Source organism: Serratia sp. 4542 (assembly GCF_016805595.1).
Taxonomy (GTDB): domain Bacteria; phylum Pseudomonadota; class Gammaproteobacteria; order Enterobacterales; family Enterobacteriaceae; genus Serratia; species Serratia nevei.
Window position 1 is genome coordinate 146,271 of sequence record NZ_RXKV01000004.1, and the last position, 15,215, is coordinate 161,485.

At 59.4% G+C, this 15,215-nt stretch carries 20 protein-coding genes and 1 pseudogene; 12 read left to right on the forward strand and 9 right to left on the reverse strand.

Translation table 11 applies throughout. The features are described from left to right. Complete coding sequence (locus EKL15_RS04645) at positions 1–234, reverse strand: YgdI/YgdR family lipoprotein (RefSeq protein ID WP_038877765.1); 234 nt, start codon at positions 232–234, stop codon at positions 1–3. 237 nt (positions 235–471) lie between these two features. Here EKL15_RS04645 and tolA point away from each other — a divergent pair, with 237 nt between their 5' ends. After that, complete coding sequence (gene tolA / locus EKL15_RS04650) at positions 472–1,035, forward strand: cell envelope integrity protein TolA (protein ID WP_226908248.1); 564 nt, start codon at positions 472–474, stop codon at positions 1,033–1,035. Positions 1,036–1,195: 160 nt separating this feature from the next. Here the strand turns inward: tolA and EKL15_RS04655 are convergent, their stop codons facing one another. After that, on the reverse strand, positions 1,196–1,486 hold the full coding sequence (locus tag EKL15_RS04655; protein ID WP_084826358.1) for a hypothetical protein: 291 nt from the start codon (positions 1,484–1,486) through the stop codon (positions 1,196–1,198). Positions 1,487–1,632: 146 nt separating this feature from the next. Here EKL15_RS04655 and EKL15_RS04660 point away from each other — a divergent pair, with 146 nt between their 5' ends. Next, the gene (locus tag EKL15_RS04660; protein WP_084826357.1) at positions 1,633–2,052 is read left to right on the forward strand and encodes a GNAT family N-acetyltransferase; all 420 of its coding nucleotides are present in this window, start codon (positions 1,633–1,635) and stop codon (positions 2,050–2,052) included. On the opposite strand, the gene EKL15_RS04665 is transcribed toward EKL15_RS04660, so the two are convergent. Together EKL15_RS04665 and EKL15_RS04670 are read right to left on the reverse strand one after the other, a co-directional pair. Then, positions 2,049–2,261: a hypothetical protein gene (locus tag EKL15_RS04665; protein WP_033638232.1), complete on the reverse strand. Its 213-nt coding sequence runs from the start codon at positions 2,259–2,261 to the stop codon at positions 2,049–2,051. The two genes, EKL15_RS04660 and EKL15_RS04665, sit on opposite strands and share 4 nt — an antisense overlap. A 92-nt stretch (positions 2,262–2,353) precedes the next feature. After that, a complete protein-coding gene (locus tag EKL15_RS04670) occupies positions 2,354–3,469 on the reverse strand; it encodes an AI-2E family transporter (RefSeq protein WP_084826356.1) in 1,116 nt (371 codons plus the stop codon). Between the two features lie 294 nt (positions 3,470–3,763). Between EKL15_RS04670 and EKL15_RS04675 the strand changes: the two genes are divergently transcribed. Next, on the forward strand, positions 3,764–3,901 hold the full coding sequence (locus tag EKL15_RS04675; protein ID WP_162837928.1) for a hypothetical protein: 138 nt from the start codon (positions 3,764–3,766) through the stop codon (positions 3,899–3,901). Between the two features lie 64 nt (positions 3,902–3,965). On the opposite strand, the gene EKL15_RS04680 is transcribed toward EKL15_RS04675, so the two are convergent. Next, positions 3,966–5,177 (reverse strand): CynX/NimT family MFS transporter, encoded by a 1,212-nt coding sequence (locus EKL15_RS04680; RefSeq protein ID WP_203088959.1) that lies wholly within the window; start codon positions 5,175–5,177, stop codon positions 3,966–3,968. Between the two features lie 231 nt (positions 5,178–5,408). On the opposite strand from EKL15_RS04680, the gene EKL15_RS04685 reads away from it, so the two are divergent. Next, a complete protein-coding gene (locus EKL15_RS04685; protein WP_060440108.1) occupies positions 5,409–5,867 on the forward strand; it encodes a hypothetical protein in 459 nt (152 codons plus the stop codon). A 98-nt stretch (positions 5,868–5,965) separates the two neighbouring features. Next, positions 5,966–6,382: a DUF2000 domain-containing protein gene (locus EKL15_RS04690; protein ID WP_060440107.1), complete on the forward strand. Its 417-nt coding sequence runs from the start codon at positions 5,966–5,968 to the stop codon at positions 6,380–6,382. A gap of 12 nt (positions 6,383–6,394) precedes the next feature. On the opposite strand, the gene EKL15_RS04695 is transcribed toward EKL15_RS04690, so the two are convergent. Beyond that, the gene (locus EKL15_RS04695) at positions 6,395–6,745 is read right to left on the reverse strand and encodes a GFA family protein (RefSeq protein ID WP_049202725.1); all 351 of its coding nucleotides are present in this window, start codon (positions 6,743–6,745) and stop codon (positions 6,395–6,397) included. Between the two features lie 140 nt (positions 6,746–6,885). Between EKL15_RS04695 and EKL15_RS04700 the strand changes: the two genes are divergently transcribed. From EKL15_RS04700 to EKL15_RS04720, 5 genes and pseudogenes are all read left to right on the forward strand, one after another. Further along, positions 6,886–7,095: a hypothetical protein gene (locus EKL15_RS04700; protein ID WP_004941260.1), complete on the forward strand. Its 210-nt coding sequence runs from the start codon at positions 6,886–6,888 to the stop codon at positions 7,093–7,095. A 153-nt stretch (positions 7,096–7,248) separates the two neighbouring features. After that, entirely contained in the window at positions 7,249–8,343 is a 1,095-nt protein-coding gene (locus EKL15_RS04705) for an SMP-30/gluconolactonase/LRE family protein (RefSeq protein WP_238423623.1), read from the forward strand. Positions 8,344–8,387: 44 nt separating this feature from the next. Beyond that, the gene (locus EKL15_RS04710) at positions 8,388–9,032 is read left to right on the forward strand and encodes a Qnr family pentapeptide repeat protein (RefSeq protein WP_060419314.1); all 645 of its coding nucleotides are present in this window, start codon (positions 8,388–8,390) and stop codon (positions 9,030–9,032) included. A 293-nt stretch (positions 9,033–9,325) separates the two neighbouring features. Further along, positions 9,326–9,538: an RNA chaperone/antiterminator CspA gene (gene cspA, locus EKL15_RS04715; RefSeq protein WP_025302547.1), complete on the forward strand. Its 213-nt coding sequence runs from the start codon at positions 9,326–9,328 to the stop codon at positions 9,536–9,538. Between the two features lie 114 nt (positions 9,539–9,652). Next, positions 9,653–9,730 (forward strand): annotated as a pseudogene (locus EKL15_RS04720). Positions 9,731–9,943: 213 nt separating this feature from the next. Here EKL15_RS04720 and EKL15_RS04725 read toward each other — a convergent pair. Next, positions 9,944–10,621, reverse strand: coding sequence for an isochorismatase family protein (locus EKL15_RS04725; RefSeq protein ID WP_038877740.1), 678 nt, complete (start codon positions 10,619–10,621; stop codon positions 9,944–9,946). A gap of 260 nt (positions 10,622–10,881) precedes the next feature. Between EKL15_RS04725 and EKL15_RS04730 the strand changes: the two genes are divergently transcribed. Beyond that, the gene (locus EKL15_RS04730) at positions 10,882–11,310 is read left to right on the forward strand and encodes a universal stress protein (RefSeq protein WP_060440104.1); all 429 of its coding nucleotides are present in this window, start codon (positions 10,882–10,884) and stop codon (positions 11,308–11,310) included. A 315-nt stretch (positions 11,311–11,625) separates the two neighbouring features. Beyond that, entirely contained in the window at positions 11,626–12,381 is a 756-nt protein-coding gene (locus EKL15_RS04735; RefSeq protein ID WP_025302549.1) for an SDR family NAD(P)-dependent oxidoreductase, read from the forward strand. Positions 12,382–12,424: 43 nt separating this feature from the next. On the opposite strand, the gene EKL15_RS04740 is transcribed toward EKL15_RS04735, so the two are convergent. Together EKL15_RS04740 and puuC are read right to left on the reverse strand one after the other, a co-directional pair. Next, positions 12,425–13,705 (reverse strand): FAD-binding oxidoreductase, encoded by a 1,281-nt coding sequence (locus tag EKL15_RS04740; RefSeq protein ID WP_203088963.1) that lies wholly within the window; start codon positions 13,703–13,705, stop codon positions 12,425–12,427. Positions 13,706–13,716: 11 nt separating this feature from the next. Further along, positions 13,717–15,213: an aldehyde dehydrogenase PuuC gene (puuC, locus tag EKL15_RS04745; protein ID WP_060424244.1), complete on the reverse strand. Its 1,497-nt coding sequence runs from the start codon at positions 15,211–15,213 to the stop codon at positions 13,717–13,719. Positions 15,214–15,215: the final 2 nt, after the last annotated feature.

Consider the following 15,215-nt stretch of genomic DNA (forward strand, 5'->3'; position numbering starts at 1 on the left):
TTAGTTATCCAACTCACTCATGTTTGCAATCTGGTCTCGATTGATCTGTTCCGTTTTGCCCGTTTCTGCATTTCGATAGGAGACTAACCCGGTATCTTTATCGACCTGAGGCTTGCCGTCGGTGACAATGGTCTTGCCATCCGTTGTTTTGATCGCCTGATTGGAAGCGCAGCCCGCTATGAACATCACCGTAGTCGCAGTAAGAAGCGCGGCAAAGAGTCGTTTACTTTTCATACTTACCATCCTGGTTACTTAAATGAATTTAATAGCAGGAAAGTAAGTATAGGCAGGATCTCCAGATTGTTAGCGTTGAAACGCTTTTAATGCGATAAAAAATTAAGAATTTCTTAATTTATTGATGGGGTGATTGATCGTTCGGATAACAAAGTTATCGATAGGTCAGGGCTCGCAGACGTACTGCCCGGCGAGGGCGCTATGGCATCATGCCATCATCGGACCAAGAAACTCCGCATGCCGATGCTTGATACTAACAATGTCTCTGGTGGTTGGATGTTAATTCTGTATAAGTATTCACCGGGGATCTTTTTGAATACAACGTTGATTCATCTGATAATCATCCATAAGGACAGGGATATGAAAATAACGCATTCAGGCTACAAAACCGGCATCGCGATACTATTGGCGGCGATGACCGCGCTGACGTTAACGGGGTGTGCCAAGAGTACTGCCCCCAGCCAAAACGATACGGCGAATAAAGAGGTCGATGATCTTTTCGCCAACCTTGGCGACCCAAAGACGCCGGCGCCGGGAAAAGAGAAATTACATTACATGACTCAGGTGCAAGCTGAGATTCAACGCCATTTAAAAGACGCCGCCACTTACTCAGGCCAACGCTGTACATTGCGTATCACGCTGGCGCCGGACGGCATGCCAGTCGGTGTTCGAACTGAAGGTGGCGATCCGGATCTTTGCCGTGCCGCCATGAAGGCGGTTGCCGATGCGCGTCTGCCTAAGCCGCCAACGCCAGAGGTTCATAATGCGTTCCAAATTATCACGTTGGAATTTCGCCCGTAGTGACAGTAGAAGTTAAAGGGCGGCAACTGGGTTAAACAGAGGTCAGAGGCCGCACTTTCATGCAGCCTCTGACTTTGCGGCTTTACCATGTTCCATATCGCGCTTTCCTATGCTGAACCTGGATTTTTCGGCATTCTTTCACGGCATATGTTGCCAATATCTACCGATACATCATCGCGCTCACGCGCTCGGCCCGATCTTTAAAACCGTTGCTGCGCATCGTTACCACGTAATAGCGGTAGTGATGTTTCTGTGCGTATTCGCGCACCAGATCTTCGGCGAACAGGCCGCTGAAGGTGACGGTGGTGACGAACGTCAGCCCTTTCACTTCGTAGGTGCTGATCTCTTGCGGGGTGCCGATATACGGCGGCGGGAACACGGTTTTGTGGAACTGGCAGCCCGTCAGCAGCAGGGTAAACAGCAGGGCGGCGGAGATTTGCGGTATTCTCATTGGGAAATGCTTTCCTTCCTTGGCGTGGGTTCTAGTAACTCTATAATAGGATTACAAAATTCGGCGGGGATGTAAAAATTATCCCGCTTCGGTTGCCGTTTCGTTGAAGCGGTGTCGCCGCTACCCATAAACATGAGGGGGTAAACATGCCTGTTCGTCTTGCCACTGAAACCGATGCCGCAGCCCTGATCGCCCTCGACAGCGCTGCCGAAGACGAGCCACAACGCGCGGCGCAGATCCGCGCCTGGTGCGGGCAGGGCATCTGTTATCTTGCCGAGGAACACGGCATGGCGATGGGCTACGGCGTGCTGCACTATCACTTCTTCGGCTGCGGCTTTATCGAGATGCTGATGGTTGGCGAGCGCTATCGCCGCCGGGGCGTCGGGCTGGTGCTGATTGCCGCGTTGAAGTCTCACTGTCGGCACCCGAAGCTGTTCACCTCCACCAATCGCTCCAACCTGCCGATGCAGCGGCTGCTGCTGAACGCCGGGTTTGTCGCCAGCGGCCAGATTGACAATCTCGATGACGGCGATCCGGAGCAGGTCTTTTTTATCCAGGCGCGCTAATACAGCCGGACATCGACCGCCTGCTGTTGCAGCCAGGTGCTGACGTAGCCATAAGCGGCATAGAAGGCCAGCAGCGCGAAGAGCAGCACGGAAAGCGAGGCCAAAAACTTGACGTCGCCGTGCTTCGACAGCTGATAAGCGCAATAGAGAAAGGCCATCAGGCACAGCAGAGTGAAAGCGATAGCCAGCGTGGCGTAAAAAATAAGCATAACGAAACCCGTTCTTCCTTGTAAGCACGGCAAGGATACCACAGACAAAAAAGGGGCCCAATTGGGCCCCGGCGTGATTCGCTGCGGGAGGGTTACTCCGCCGCGTCGGGATGGTTTTTGCCTTCCTCGATAAACGCTTCGTCGATCTCTTCGATGTTCTCCTCACTGTCGCGGCCGGACAGGATGTTCCAGCAGGCGATGAACAGCGCGGCGATCAAGGGACCGATGACGAAGCCGTTGATGCCGTAGATCTCCATGCCGCCCAGGGTGGAGATCAGGATCAGGTAGTCCGGCATTTTGGTGTCTTTGCCCACCAGCAGCGGGCGCAGAATATTGTCCACCAGGCCGATCACCACCACGAAGAACACCACCAGGAAAATGGCTTTCCACAGCATGCCGGTGGCGAAGAAGTAGATCACCGCCGGAACCCAGATGATGGCGGAGCCCACGGCCGGAATGATCGACAGGAACGCCATCAGCGCGCCCCACAGCAGGCTGCCGTCGATGCCGGTAAAGTAAAACGCCAGCCCGCCGAGCGCGCCTTGCACCACGGCGACCACCACCGTGCCCTTGACGGTGGCGCGGGAGACGGCGGCGAACTTCACGAACAGGTGGTGCTTCACGTGCTGAGAGAGCGGCAGCGCTTCGAGCGCCAGGTTCACCAGGTAGGGGCCGTCCTTCAGCAGGAAGAACAGCAGGTAGAGCATTACGCCGAAGCCGACGACGAAGTTGAAGGTGCCCTTGCCGATCAGGAAGACGCTGCCCGCCAGGTATTGGCCGCCCTTGAGCGCCACCTCGGAAAGCTGCTTTTGGATCTCGGCGGCGCTGTTGAGGTTATGCTCCGCCAGGAAGCGCTGCGCCCAGCCGGGCAGGTGGCGCATAAAGTCCGCCAGCATGGTCGGCAATTGGCTGTTGTTGGTCTGCAGCTTGGTGTAGATCACGTTGAATTCCATCGCCAGCGACGAGGCGATGATCGCCAACGGCGTGAACACGATCAGGCAGATTAGCGCCACCGTCAGCAGCGACACCACGCCGTTGCGTTCGCCGACGTACTGCTTCAGCTTCTTTTTCACCGGATGGAAAATCACCGCCAGAATAATCGCCCACAGCACCGAGGAGTAGTAAGGCCCCAGCACGTCGAGAAAGGCGGCGGTGACGATAAACAGGATCAGAATAAAGAATCCTTTGGAAATGCCTTTAGACATCATAGTCGTCCCTCAAAAGATGAATTTTCAGCATAGATGAACTGAATGAAAACAACACTATCATCACCTTTGCTTAACCGGTAGGGGATTTTTAGTGGCGTATTCCATAGGGTTATTAAGGGCAAGGCGGGCGCCGCACGGTGGACAGGCGGCGGCGCGAGAAAAGAAAGAGGGCTAAATAATTAACAAAATTTATCGATTGTGTTTCATTTTGTGAGCCGCGCTTGCCGCCTGCGCCAGGCTTTCCTAGTGTTGATGAGGGCGACCGTTCGCCCGATATCACGAAGGAGTATGCAAATGACTGAACACAAACGACTCGGCGTCATCGAGAAAACGCTACTGATCGCCTTTGCCGGCCTGCTGGTGTATTTCGCGGCCACCGGCGCCTTGTCATTATCGGGCCTTGATCATCACTGGCCATATCCTTCGCGATAGGCAGGCACCTGCACCAGGGAAAATTCAGCACCGCTTATAACAAACAGAACGACCTTTCTGCTTATCACCCTGCATTATGCCGCCGGCTGAGAAAAGCCAGCGCCAACAGCGCTCCTGACACCGCTGCCGCCAGCACCAGCCACGCCGGGGCCGCCCAACCGGCCGCGGCCACGATGGCGCTCAGCGCGACCGGGCCGATCACCTGGCCGAGATAGTTCCCCTGCATCACCAGCCCCAGGCTCAGTGGCAGCAGCGTCGGTTCCGGCGTCGCCGCCGGCGTGGCGGCCAGAATGGTGGCGGGCAGTATGCCGGCGGTGGCGCAGAACAGGAAACATAAGGGGATCAGCAGGCCGTTGGGCGTCACCGGCAGGAAAATGCCGATGCCGAAGATGCCAATGACCAGGCTGGTGGCCGCGAGCAGCGTTCTGGCGCGGAGGCCGCGCGACAGCAAGAGCCCGGCGGCGAGGTTACCGATGATGTTCGCCGCCACCGCCGCCGCGCTGATGCCGCCGGCGGCCGCCAGCGACAGGCCGATGCGTTGCATCAGGAAGATCGGCAGGAAGGTCATCACCGAGAAAAACTGCAGGTTGTAAGTGGTGAACATCAGCGCCAGCAACAGCGGCCGGCGCGCCCGCAGCATCGCACCCAGCGCTTGCCGCAGCTGTAACGGCGGAACGTGCGCCCCGGCGGCACGGCGGGAGGTGGTCAACGGCAGCAGCAGGGCAGCCAGCAGCGTCAGCGCCGCACCGGCCTGCCAACTCTGTTGCCAGTCGGCGAGATGGGGGCCGAAAAACAGTGAAATGGCGATGCCCGCCGGCATGAAGGTGCTCCAGATGCCGAACACCAGGCTGCGCTGCGCTGGGGCGACGAGGCGGTTCAGCACCGCCGGCGAGGCGACCACCACGATCACGAAGCCGAGGCCTTCGACAAAGCGGCTGACGATCAACCCGCCGAAGTCGTGCAGCGTGGCGCCGGTAAAGCTGGCGGCGCTGATGATCAGCAGCCCAAGCGCCAGCAGGCGCCGGTCACCCCAGCGGCGCACCAACAGCCCGGCGGCGATGCCGCCGAACACGCCGACGAAGGGAAAGGCCGAAATCACCCAGCTCAGCGCCTCGAGCGAACGGCCGAACTCGGCCTGCAGCGCCGGCAGCGCGATGGTGGCCTTGCCCACGTGCAGCGCCGCGGCGATGCCGGCGAACAGCACGTTGACGACGGCTAACCAGGGCGTGGCGGCGGGAAGAACGCGGTCGATGGCGTCCGGTTTTATCGCGGTCATAACACTCTCCAGTGGCGGTAACGCCATCACTATGTGCTCTTGCAACGGCTGAGGTCGTTCAAATGCTGCGCTATCACGCGGAGAAATTATTCATTTCGAGCTTTATGGATTGCGCGCCTTCGTTGTTTGGTTTGCCAGCGTGCCGCCCGGCGTGGACGCTCGCCTCCCTTCAGCGGTTTACTGTTCCGACACGCAGCAGGCGTGTGATATTCATTTTATAAGGAGCAGTGTATGTCAGAGATGATGAACGAGAGTGGGGCGCCGGCCATTGAATGGAGCTATGGCGGCCGGGGTGATGATATCAGCAGCAGCCTGAGCCTCGACACGGTTGAGGAGCAGCCGCAGGGTTTCCTGATGACGGTCGATCGCCCGGTACAGATCTTTAAAGAGGCACTGTCGCCGATGATGGCCTTTGTCACGCTGCTGCGCCCGCTGTACGCCAGGACGGGCGAGGGCTTCCAGTACGTGCCGGTTTCCAACCCCTGGACCGACGTGCAGCGCCTGCCGGCCAGCGCAGGCTATCTGGGCGTGCAGGTCAACGCCGGGCTGTTCTTCCACGGCGCCAAGCCGACGCACTATAAAGATCGCGACGGCCAGATGAAGCCGATCGACGGCGGCACGCTTTTGCAGAACATCACCGTGCTGCATCAGGTGGCGCAGCCGCTCGGCCCGGGTGAAGGCGCCGTCTGAGTCGGCAGCGTGATCACGGGGCCGGACGCGGCCCCTTATCGCGCCTTGAAACCGTGCGCCGGTTGGGTAAAACTGGCTGCCTATTCAAGGAGAAGAGCATGTACAGCGACAACGAGAAAAAATTTTATATCATCCTCAACCGCAATCACGAACCGGCCACGCTGTTTAACGCTTCCTGCCATCTGACGGCGGGTATCACCGATCTGATCGAGCAGCGCGAGTTTCACCACTATCCGAGCAGCCTCGACGGCGTCAGCGCCAATATGAGCCACTACCCGATCGTCATCCTGCAGGCCAAGAACAGCAGCCAGCTCAGCAACCTGATTCTGAAGTGCAAGGAAGAGGGCGTGTTGTCCAACTTCTTCACCACCACCATGCTGTCGCACTCCGCAGAACAGCAGATCGCCGACACCGCCAGTACCCCTTACGAACAGCTGGATTTCGTGGCGGTGGCGCTCTACGGCGACGCCGAACAGCTTAAGCCGCTGACCAAGAAATTTTCCGTCTACCGCTGAAAACGCGGGATCTCAGACGCTGGCGCCGTCGTAACTGTGGATCTGCAATGCATCAAGCGCAACGTCAGGCACGCAGCGCAGGTTGACGGCGCACATCGCGGCGCCGTCCGGCGCAGTGCCGTAGGCGAAGGGTTGGGCACCGCAGACTCGGCAGAACTGATGGCGGATCTTGTGGTGATTGAAGGTGTAGGTGCTGAGCTGGTCCTGGCCGCTGTTGAGCGTGAAGGCGCTGATGGGGAAGAACGACAGCAGCAGCCCTTTGCGGCGGCAAATGGAACAGTTGCAGCTGAGGGCTTCGGTGGGCAGTTCGGCGTCCACGGAGAAGGTGACGGCGCCGCAGTGGCAGCTTCCCTGGAATGACATGGCGATGATCCTGTAGCAGGAGGGGTGTTTGCCCAGTATAGTGCAATTTATCGCCACTCGGCCGCGCAGGGCCCGGTTTCCTTAGTAAATGCGCGGTTTTCTGGTAGGTTAGAGCTTAACGTCATCAAAAGGAGATCGCGATGTTAGAACACTATTATCCGGCCAATATGGGCGCCGAGCCGGTCACGGACGAACAGCATAAACGGCTGGTGGCGGTGCAGGCGGCGCTGGAATTGATCAAGGCCACGCTGTCGGATACCAACGACGGCAACGGCGTAGACTTCCAGCTGAAGGCGGCGGAAAAGCACATCGGCCCGATGGCCGACGCCATTCAGGAAGCCCTGAAGTAACGGTTCGCCGTCACCTCAACCGCCCGCACCGGGCGGTTTTTTTTTGCGCTGATTACTGCGATTTTTTTAGTGGCGCATTGCCTTTTTCCCGGCTGGTGCCGTGAGCGACGCGACCCTACTCTAGCGATCCGAATCCTTATCAGGGTCATGCTCATGTTCCGCTTCAGCCTCTTTTCTTTCTTATTACAGCGCCGCCGGCGCGTCACCCGGTTGGCCGGCGTCGCGCTGCTTCTCAGCGGCGTCATGCAGGCGCAGGCCGCGCAGCGTATTGAATTCTCGCCGGATGCCGCCGGCGCTTATCCAGAGGGTATCGCCTGGAACCCGCGCGCCGGTGCGTTCCTGGTCTCCTCCCTGCGCGGTGGGCAGCTTGGCCTGGTCTACCCGGATGGCCGCTATCGGCGGTTTTCCATCGGTAAGGGGCTCATCACTACCTCCGGCATGCTGGTGGACGCCGAGCGTAATCGGGTGCTGGTGTGCAACGAAGACGTGGGGGTCTCCCTCAGCTCCGTTCCCGGTACGCGCAATCGCGTGGCGCAGGTGCTGGAGTTCAATCTCGATACCGGCGCGCTGCAGCAGACGTACGATCTCTCATCGTTAAGCCGTGGGCCGACGCTGGCCAACGATCTGGCGCTCGACGCGCAGGGCAATATCTACGTGACCGACAGCTTCCAGCCGCAGATTTACAAGATCGACCGGGCAACGCGCCAGGTATCGATTCTGGTGCGCTCAGCGCGTTTGATGCCGGCCGATGCTCCCGCCGCTGCGCAGGGCACGCAGCCTTATCTCAACGGCATCGTGTCTCACCCGGATGGCTATCTGATTGCGGCGGACTACACCCGCGGGCTGTTGTGGAAGGTGACGCTGGATAGCGCGCCTGCGATAAGTGAAATCAGGCTACCGCAGCGGCTGAAAGGGCCGGACGGGCTGCGGCTCAAAAACGCCCATGAATTGGTGATCGTACAGTCTTTTCCGGGGGCAAAGGGGAGCATGTCCGGCGACGTAACGCTGCTCTCCTCGAACGACGACTGGGCCAGCGCGCATATCACGGCGGTCGCCACGCCGCCGGAATTGGATGGGCCGACCGGCGCCGCGCTGCGCGATGGCGAGGTGTGGGTCGTCAACTCGCGTTATCCCCGTTTGTTTGCCGACGTCGCTCAGGCGGAGAGAACCAGGACGTTCAGCATCGTCAGGGTGGCGTTAGAGCGGAGGCCCGCCGATCGGCGACGGTTGCCAACCCGGCCGGAATAGGATTAAATGCCGCACTGACTGTATAAATAAACAGGTGCGCTGCGATGAGTCTGATGTTGAAGGGTGAAAAGATCGACCGTAACCGCTTTACCGGCGAGAAGATTGAAAACGGCAGCTTTATGCTGTGCGATTTTTCGGGCGCCGATCTGACCGGCACCGAGTTTATCGGCTGCCAGTTTTACGATCGCGACAGCCGACAGGGCGGCAATTTCAGCCGCGCGATACTGAAAGACGCCAGCTTCAGAAGCTGCGATTTGTCGATGGCCGACTTCCGCCACGCCAGCGCCCTGGGGCTGGAGATCCGCGAGTGCCGCGCGCAGGGCGCCGATTTTCGTGGCGCCAGCTTTATGAACATGATCACCAGCCGCACCTGGTTTTGCAGCGCCTATATCACCAAAAGCAATCTGAGCTACGCCAACTTCGCCAAGGTGGTGCTGGAGAAATGCGAGCTGTGGGAAAACCGCTGGCACGGCGCACAGGTGCTCGGCGCCAGCTTCAGCGGTTCCGATCTGTCCGGCGGCGAGTTCTCCGGATTCGACTGGCGCGCCGCCGACGTCACCCAGTGCGATTTGAGCAACGCGGAACTGGGCGAATTGGATTTGCGCACCACCGATCTGCAGGGTGTCAAAATGGACAGCCTGCAGGCCGCGCAGCTGCTGGAGCGGTTAGGGATTGCGGTTATCGGCTAATAAATTGCCCCAGGCCCGTTTTCCACGGTGCCTGGGGGAAATATGTTTACGCGGTTTATGAATATAAATTTAAATATTGCTTGCTTAAATAACTCAGCCGTGTGTAAATAGCGTCATCGGTTTGTAGTACAGACCTTATGAAAGCAGTTTTAGTAAAGCAGTTCTCAGTATTAGCGATATCCCTCAGATACCTCTTCTTCCGCGAATTTTCTTCTCTAGTGCCCCATAAGTTTCCAATAAAAACAGACCTCTATCGCCCTATGGCGTCGCAAAAATAGAAAGGAAATATCTCTATGTCTACTAAAATGACGGGTTTGGTAAAATGGTTTGATGCAGGTAAAGGCTTCGGCTTTATCACCCCGGCAGACGGCGGCAAAGACGTGTTCGTACACTTCTCCGCTATCCAGAGCAACGATTTCAAAACGCTGGACGAAGGCCAACAGGTTGAGTTCACTATCGAAAAGGGTATGAAGGGTCCTTCTGCCGGCAACGTGGTCGCGTTATAATTTTCGGCCAAGGTGCGGTTTCTTACGACAGCGATGAAGGTTTAAGCCGGAGCAGTTAAGAAATAACACCCTCAGCCTGAATAAACTCCGGGTTCGCCCGGAGTCTTTATCGATACGTCATTAGCTCAGCAGGAAGAGCGGCAGCGAAATATTCGTTGGCGGACTGGGGTTCGATTCCTCGATGACGTTCCAATAATTAATTATTATTGGCAACAGAAAAACAGATTTTCGCATAAATAATAATGCCGCTTTCCAGTCTGTTTTCCTGTTGTGAAAAAGTCGCGCTTAGGCTGCGTAATGTTGGAGTGTTGGATGGACGCTTACGCCATAACATGACAGCCGGGAAAGTCACCGGCACATGATTAATAGCCCCGGCTCTGGCCGGGGTTTTTTGTGCCCGCGATCTTAACGCTGCGAGTCCAGCCGTTCGTTGTTTTTCACCACGTCCTGCGCTTTGAGGTAGCTCTCGATCAGCAGCTGATAGGCCGGGAAGATTTTGGTGTAAACCTCGGCCCACTGCTGAGCGTCGGCGCGATTCCAGCTGCCCTGCAGCTCCGAGGCGACGCCGGCGGTGTCGATCGGTACCACGCCGGCCTGCACCACGCGTGCCAGGGTGATTTCCTGCGCCATTTTCGAGTAGGTGCCGGAGGCGTCGATCACCGCGAACACTTTATAGCCTTCGGCCACCGCGCTGATGGACGGGAAGGCCATGCAGACGCTGGTGATGGTGCCGGCGATGATCAAGGTTTTGCGGCCGGTGGCTTTGACCGCCGCCACGAAGTCCGGGTTGTCCCAGGCGTTGATTTCCCCTTTGCGGGCGACGTATTGCGCGTGCGGCGCATTTTGGTGAATTTCCGGGATCAGCGGGCCGTTCGGGCCCTGCGGCACCGAGGCGGTGGTGATCACCGGCAGTTTGCTGAGGGTGGCGATGCTGGCCAGGGCAGCGGCGCGGGCGCGCAGTTCGGTCATCGGCATGTCGGCGACGGTTTGGAACAGGCCGCTCTGGTGGTCGATCAGGAGCATGACTGCGTCATTGGCATCAATAACAGGACGCTGGCCGTTGAAGTTGGCTGGAGTGCTCATGGTGTTTTCCTTTTCTCGTCGTGAGGTCAGTGGGTATCTTCTTTGATTGATAAGGCTGAAACTCAGCACTTGCCTACAGTGTAGGGAGGGGCGAAAAATCCGGTAGACCGTGCAGGCGGGATGCATCGTTCCACAGATGGAACGACGGTGCGGAAGGCGAGCGAACCCGCGCTGGGCTAAACTTAAGATGCATGAGAAACATGCGGCAAGGAGCGCCATCCTGTTTACGGATTACGGAGTTGACGAGGAGGGCCGCCATCATGGCTTACCGGCATATCGTTGTCGCCACGGATCTCAGCGAAGACGCCGAGTTCCTGCTGGGCAAAGGCGCCAGACTGGCCGCCGCGCTCAAGGCCAAACTTTCCCTGATCTATATCGACATTCATCGCGCCGGTTATTACGTCGATCTGGGCGTGGGCGATTACAACTACACCGATCGCACCTTTTCGGAGCGGGTGAAGAATATGCTCAATGCGATCAAAGGGCAGTCGTCCTACCCGGTCGAAGAGGTGATCGTCAGCCGCGGCGCGTTGACGGAAGAGCTGAACCGGGTGGCGAAAGAGAAAGGGTTCGACCTGGTGATCTTCGGCCACCATCACGACGTCTGGAGCCGGCTGGTCTCTGCGGCGCGCCAAGCGATCAACGAACTGAACGTCGATCTGCTGGTTGTCCCCATCGAGAAAAAATAGTCGCGGCCGCCTGCGGGCGGCTGCCGTTTTTGATTCACATCGTTTATCTCTGTGCGGCCATAACCGCATACCTGCAATAGTCTCGCCCGCTGACAATCCGCCAGACAAATAGTGACTCACCGTAATTTTATTTTATCCATCAATATGTTGGCCAAAATCCGATAAAGGTTAATCCAGCGCATTGAAATCACTGACATACCTCCTTTTGGTTAATAAACCGCACGTTTTGACTGGCTCTCAGGGGAGGGGCGTCTTATCCTCGGGGTAATGAGATTTGTATGACTTATATAAATACGTTCACATGGAGGAGGTCTCATGCGTTTTGACAATAAAGTCGTGGTTATCACCGGTGCGGGCAACGGCATGGGGGAAGCGGCGGCGCGGCGTTTCTCCGCCGAGGGCGCCATCGTGGTGCTGGCCGACTGGGCCAAAGAGGCGGTAGATAAGGTTGCCGCTTCGCTGCCGAAGGGCCGGGCGATGGCGGTACATATCGACGTGTCCGATCACGTCGCGGTTGAAAAAATGATGAACGAGGTGGCGGAAAAACTCGGCCGCATCGACGTCCTGCTGAACAACGCCGGCGTACACGTGGCGGGCAGCGTGCTGGAAACCAGCGTCGACGACTGGCGCCGCATCGCCGGGGTCGATATCGACGGCGTGGTGTTCTGCTCCAAATTCGCCTTGCCGCACCTGCTGAAAACCAAGGGCTGCATCGTCAATACCGCGTCGGTGTCCGGCCTGGGCGGCGACTGGGGCGCGGCCTACTACTGCGCGGCGAAAGGCGCGGTGGTCAACCTGACGCGCGCCATGGCGCTGGACCACGGCGGTGACGGCGTGCGTATCAACTCGGTCTGCCCGAGCCTGGTGAAAACCAACATGACCAACGGTTGGCCACAGGAGATCCGTGACAAGTTCAATGAGCGCATCGCGCTGGGCCGCGCGGCGGAGCCGGAAGAAGTGGCGGCGGTGATGGCGTTCCTGGCCAGCGACGACGCCAGCTTTATCAATGGCGCCAACATCCCGGTCGATGGCGGGGCGACCGCCTCGGACGGCCAGCCGAAGATCGTTTAAGCGTTAACGCACAGGCCCGGTCAGGATGACCGGGCCTGCTGTTTTAGACGCCGATGCGGTCGCGCAGCGTGTAGTAGGCCGCGCCGATGGCGGTGAACGGGATCTGCAGATTGCGCCCACCGAAGAACGGCAGGTGCGGCAGCTTGGCGAAGGCGTCGAAGCGTTCGGCGTCGCCGCGCATCAACTCGGCGATCAGCTTGCCCGCCAGATGGGTGCAGGTCACGCCGTGGCCGCTGTAGCCCTGCATGTAGTACACGTTATTCTCCAGCCGGCCGAACTGCGGCATGCGCGACAGCGTCAGCAGGAAGTTACCGGTCCAGCGATAGTCGATACGCACCCCTTTCAGCTGCGGGAAGGTCTTCAGCAATTTTGGCCGGATCAGGTTGTCGATGTCGTCCGGATCGCGCGCGCCGTACACCACGCCGCCGCCGTACAGCAGGCGATGATCGGCGGTGATGCGGTAGTAATCCAGCAGGTAGTTACAGTCTTCCACGCAGTAGTTCTGCGGGATCAGCGCCTGCGCGATCTCCGGCGCCAGCGGCTCGGTGGTCACCACCTGAGTGCCGCACGGCATGCTGCGCTTGGCCAGCCGCGGCTCCAGCTTGTCGCCCAGATAGGCGTTGCCGGCGACGATGACGAAACGCGCCTTCACCTGGCCGTTGGCGGTGCTGATGAGCGCCGGTTCGCCGTGGCGGATGTTCGTCACCGCCGATTGTTCGAAGATGCGCCCGCCCTGCAGGCGAATCGCCTCGGCCTCGCCCAGTGCCAGGTTGAGCGGATGGATGTGGCCGCCGCTGTGATCGAGCAGCGCGCCGACGTAGCGATCGCTGGCAACTTCCTGGCGTACCCGATCCGCATCGAGCAGCTCGAGCTGGGTATTGCCATAGCGTTCCCAGTTGCGTTTCTGCTCGATCAGCGCATGTAACTGCTTGTTGTTCAGCGCGGCGAAGATGCCGCCGGGGCGGTAGTCGCAGTCGATGGCGTAGCGGCTGATGCGGCTGCGGATGATCTCCGCGCCTTCGAACATCATGCTGCCGAGCAGGCGGGCGCTTTCCGCGCCGTAGCGCTCTTCAATCACATCGATGTCGCGGCTGTAGGAGTTGACCAACTGGCCGCCGTTGCGGCCGCTGGCGCCGAAACCGATGCGCGCCGCTTCCAGCACCACCACGTTATAGCCGGCTTCCACCAGAAACAGCGCGGAGGAGAGGCCGGTATAGCCGCCGCCGATCACGCAGACGTCGCACTCGATAGATTCATTCAGTTGCGGATAGGGCTGATGTGCGTTGGCCGTGGCCGCATAGTAGCTTTTTACGTGTTCAGTCATGAGATAAGCCCTTATTCCAGCGAGATCCAGGTGGTTTTCAATTCGGTGAACTTGTCCAGCGCGTGCAGCGATTTATCGCGACCGTTGCCGCTCTGCTTGTAGCCGCCGAACGGCACGGTCATGTCGCCGTCGTTGTAGTTGTTGACGAACACCGTGCCGGCCTTCAGCTGGCGCGCCATGCGGTGCGCACGGGCCAGATCGCGGGTCCAGACCGCGGCGCCGAGGCCGTAGTCGCTGTCGTTGGCCAGCTGCAGCGCCTGTTGCTCGTCGTCGAAGGTGGTCACCGCCAGCACCGGGCCGAAGATTTCATCGCGCGCCACGCTCATGGCGTTGTTCACCTGGGTGAGGATGGTCGGCCCCAGGTAGCCTGCGTGGTCGCCCTGCGGATGGTCGCGCCCGTCGAGGAACAGCGCGGCGCCCTGGCTCAGCCCCCGATCGATATAGCCGGCCACTTTTTCGCAGTGGCCGCTGTCGATCAGCGTGCCCATCACCGTGGCGGGATCGAGCGGATCGCCGGGAACGAAGGCCGCCGCGTGTTTGCGCAGCGCCTGCAGGAATTCTTGCTCAATGCTCGCTTCGACCAGCAGGCGAGTGCCGGCGATGCACACCTGCCCCTGATTATAGAAGATGCCGGCGGCGGCGCTGCGGGCGGCCTGATCCAGATCCGGGCAATCGGCGAAGACGATATTGGCGCTCTTGCCGCCGGCCTCCAGCCAGACGCGTTTCATGTTCGATTCGCCGGCGTAAATCATCAGCTGCTTCGCCACCAGCGTGGAGCCGGTGAAGGTGAGGGCGTCGACGTCGCGGTGCAGCGCCAGCGCCTTGCCGGCGTCGTGGCCATAGCCGGGCACCACGTTCAGCACGCCGTCCGGCAGCCCGGCCTGCTGGGCCAGTTTGCCGAGCAGGATGGCGCTCAGCGGCGATTTTTCGGAGGGTTTGAGCACCACGCTGTTGCCGGCGGCCAGCGCCGGACCGAGTTTCCAGCAGGCCAGCAGCAGCGGAAAGTTCCAGGGCACGATGGCGCCGACCACGCCGATCGGCTCGCGCTCGATCAGCGCCAGCGCATCGCGGCCGGTGGGGGCGATTTCGCCGTACACCTTATCGATCGCTTCGGCGTACCAGCGGATGCAGCGAATGGCGCCCGGCACGTCGTCGCGCAGGCTGTGGCGAATCGGTTTGCCGGTGTCCAGCGTTTCCAGCAGCGCCAGCTCTTCGTGATGCTGCTCCATCAGCTCGGCGAAGCGCAGCAGCGTGGCCTTGCGCTGCGCCGGGGCGGCTTGCGCCCAGTCGCCACGCTCAAAGGCGGCGCGCGCCGCGCTGACCGCCCGATCGATGTCGGCGGCTTCGCCCCGCGCGACCTGCGCCAGCTCACGGCGCCCGGCGGGATCTTCCACGGCGAAACTTTTCCCCGCGGCGGCCGGCTGGTAGCGGCCGTCGATAAACAGCTGGTGCTCAATCTTCAGGGCCTGCGCCCGTTGTTGCCAATACTGCAAATGGTGAAAGTTCATGC

Bases quoted from the DNA above. Each gene is read 5' to 3' on its own strand.
- EKL15_RS04645 (WP_038877765.1), bottom strand. From the start codon at position 234: ATGAAAAGTAAACGACTCTTTGCCGCGCTTCTTACTGCGACTACGGTG.
- tolA (WP_226908248.1), top strand. From the start codon at position 472: ATGCCGATGCTTGATACTAACAATGTCTCTGGTGGTTGGATGTTAATT.
- EKL15_RS04655 (WP_084826358.1), bottom strand. From the start codon at position 1,486: ATGAGAATACCGCAAATCTCCGCCGCCCTGCTGTTTACCCTGCTGCTG.
- EKL15_RS04660 (WP_084826357.1), top strand. From the start codon at position 1,633: ATGCCTGTTCGTCTTGCCACTGAAACCGATGCCGCAGCCCTGATCGCC.
- EKL15_RS04665 (WP_033638232.1), bottom strand. From the start codon at position 2,261: ATGCTTATTTTTTACGCCACGCTGGCTATCGCTTTCACTCTGCTGTGC.
- EKL15_RS04670 (WP_084826356.1), bottom strand. From the start codon at position 3,469: ATGATGTCTAAAGGCATTTCCAAAGGATTCTTTATTCTGATCCTGTTT.
- EKL15_RS04675 (WP_162837928.1), top strand. From the start codon at position 3,764: ATGACTGAACACAAACGACTCGGCGTCATCGAGAAAACGCTACTGATC.
- EKL15_RS04680 (WP_203088959.1), bottom strand. From the start codon at position 5,177: ATGACCGCGATAAAACCGGACGCCATCGACCGCGTTCTTCCCGCCGCC.
- EKL15_RS04685 (WP_060440108.1), top strand. From the start codon at position 5,409: ATGTCAGAGATGATGAACGAGAGTGGGGCGCCGGCCATTGAATGGAGC.
- EKL15_RS04690 (WP_060440107.1), top strand. From the start codon at position 5,966: ATGTACAGCGACAACGAGAAAAAATTTTATATCATCCTCAACCGCAAT.
- EKL15_RS04695 (WP_049202725.1), bottom strand. From the start codon at position 6,745: ATGTCATTCCAGGGAAGCTGCCACTGCGGCGCCGTCACCTTCTCCGTG.
- EKL15_RS04700 (WP_004941260.1), top strand. From the start codon at position 6,886: ATGTTAGAACACTATTATCCGGCCAATATGGGCGCCGAGCCGGTCACG.
- EKL15_RS04705 (WP_238423623.1), top strand. From the start codon at position 7,249: ATGTTCCGCTTCAGCCTCTTTTCTTTCTTATTACAGCGCCGCCGGCGC.
- EKL15_RS04710 (WP_060419314.1), top strand. From the start codon at position 8,388: ATGAGTCTGATGTTGAAGGGTGAAAAGATCGACCGTAACCGCTTTACC.
- cspA (WP_025302547.1), top strand. From the start codon at position 9,326: ATGTCTACTAAAATGACGGGTTTGGTAAAATGGTTTGATGCAGGTAAA.
- EKL15_RS04725 (WP_038877740.1), bottom strand. From the start codon at position 10,621: ATGAGCACTCCAGCCAACTTCAACGGCCAGCGTCCTGTTATTGATGCC.
- EKL15_RS04730 (WP_060440104.1), top strand. From the start codon at position 10,882: ATGGCTTACCGGCATATCGTTGTCGCCACGGATCTCAGCGAAGACGCC.
- EKL15_RS04735 (WP_025302549.1), top strand. From the start codon at position 11,626: ATGCGTTTTGACAATAAAGTCGTGGTTATCACCGGTGCGGGCAACGGC.
- EKL15_RS04740 (WP_203088963.1), bottom strand. From the start codon at position 13,705: ATGACTGAACACGTAAAAAGCTACTATGCGGCCACGGCCAACGCACAT.
- puuC (WP_060424244.1), bottom strand. From the start codon at position 15,213: ATGAACTTTCACCATTTGCAGTATTGGCAACAACGGGCGCAGGCCCTG.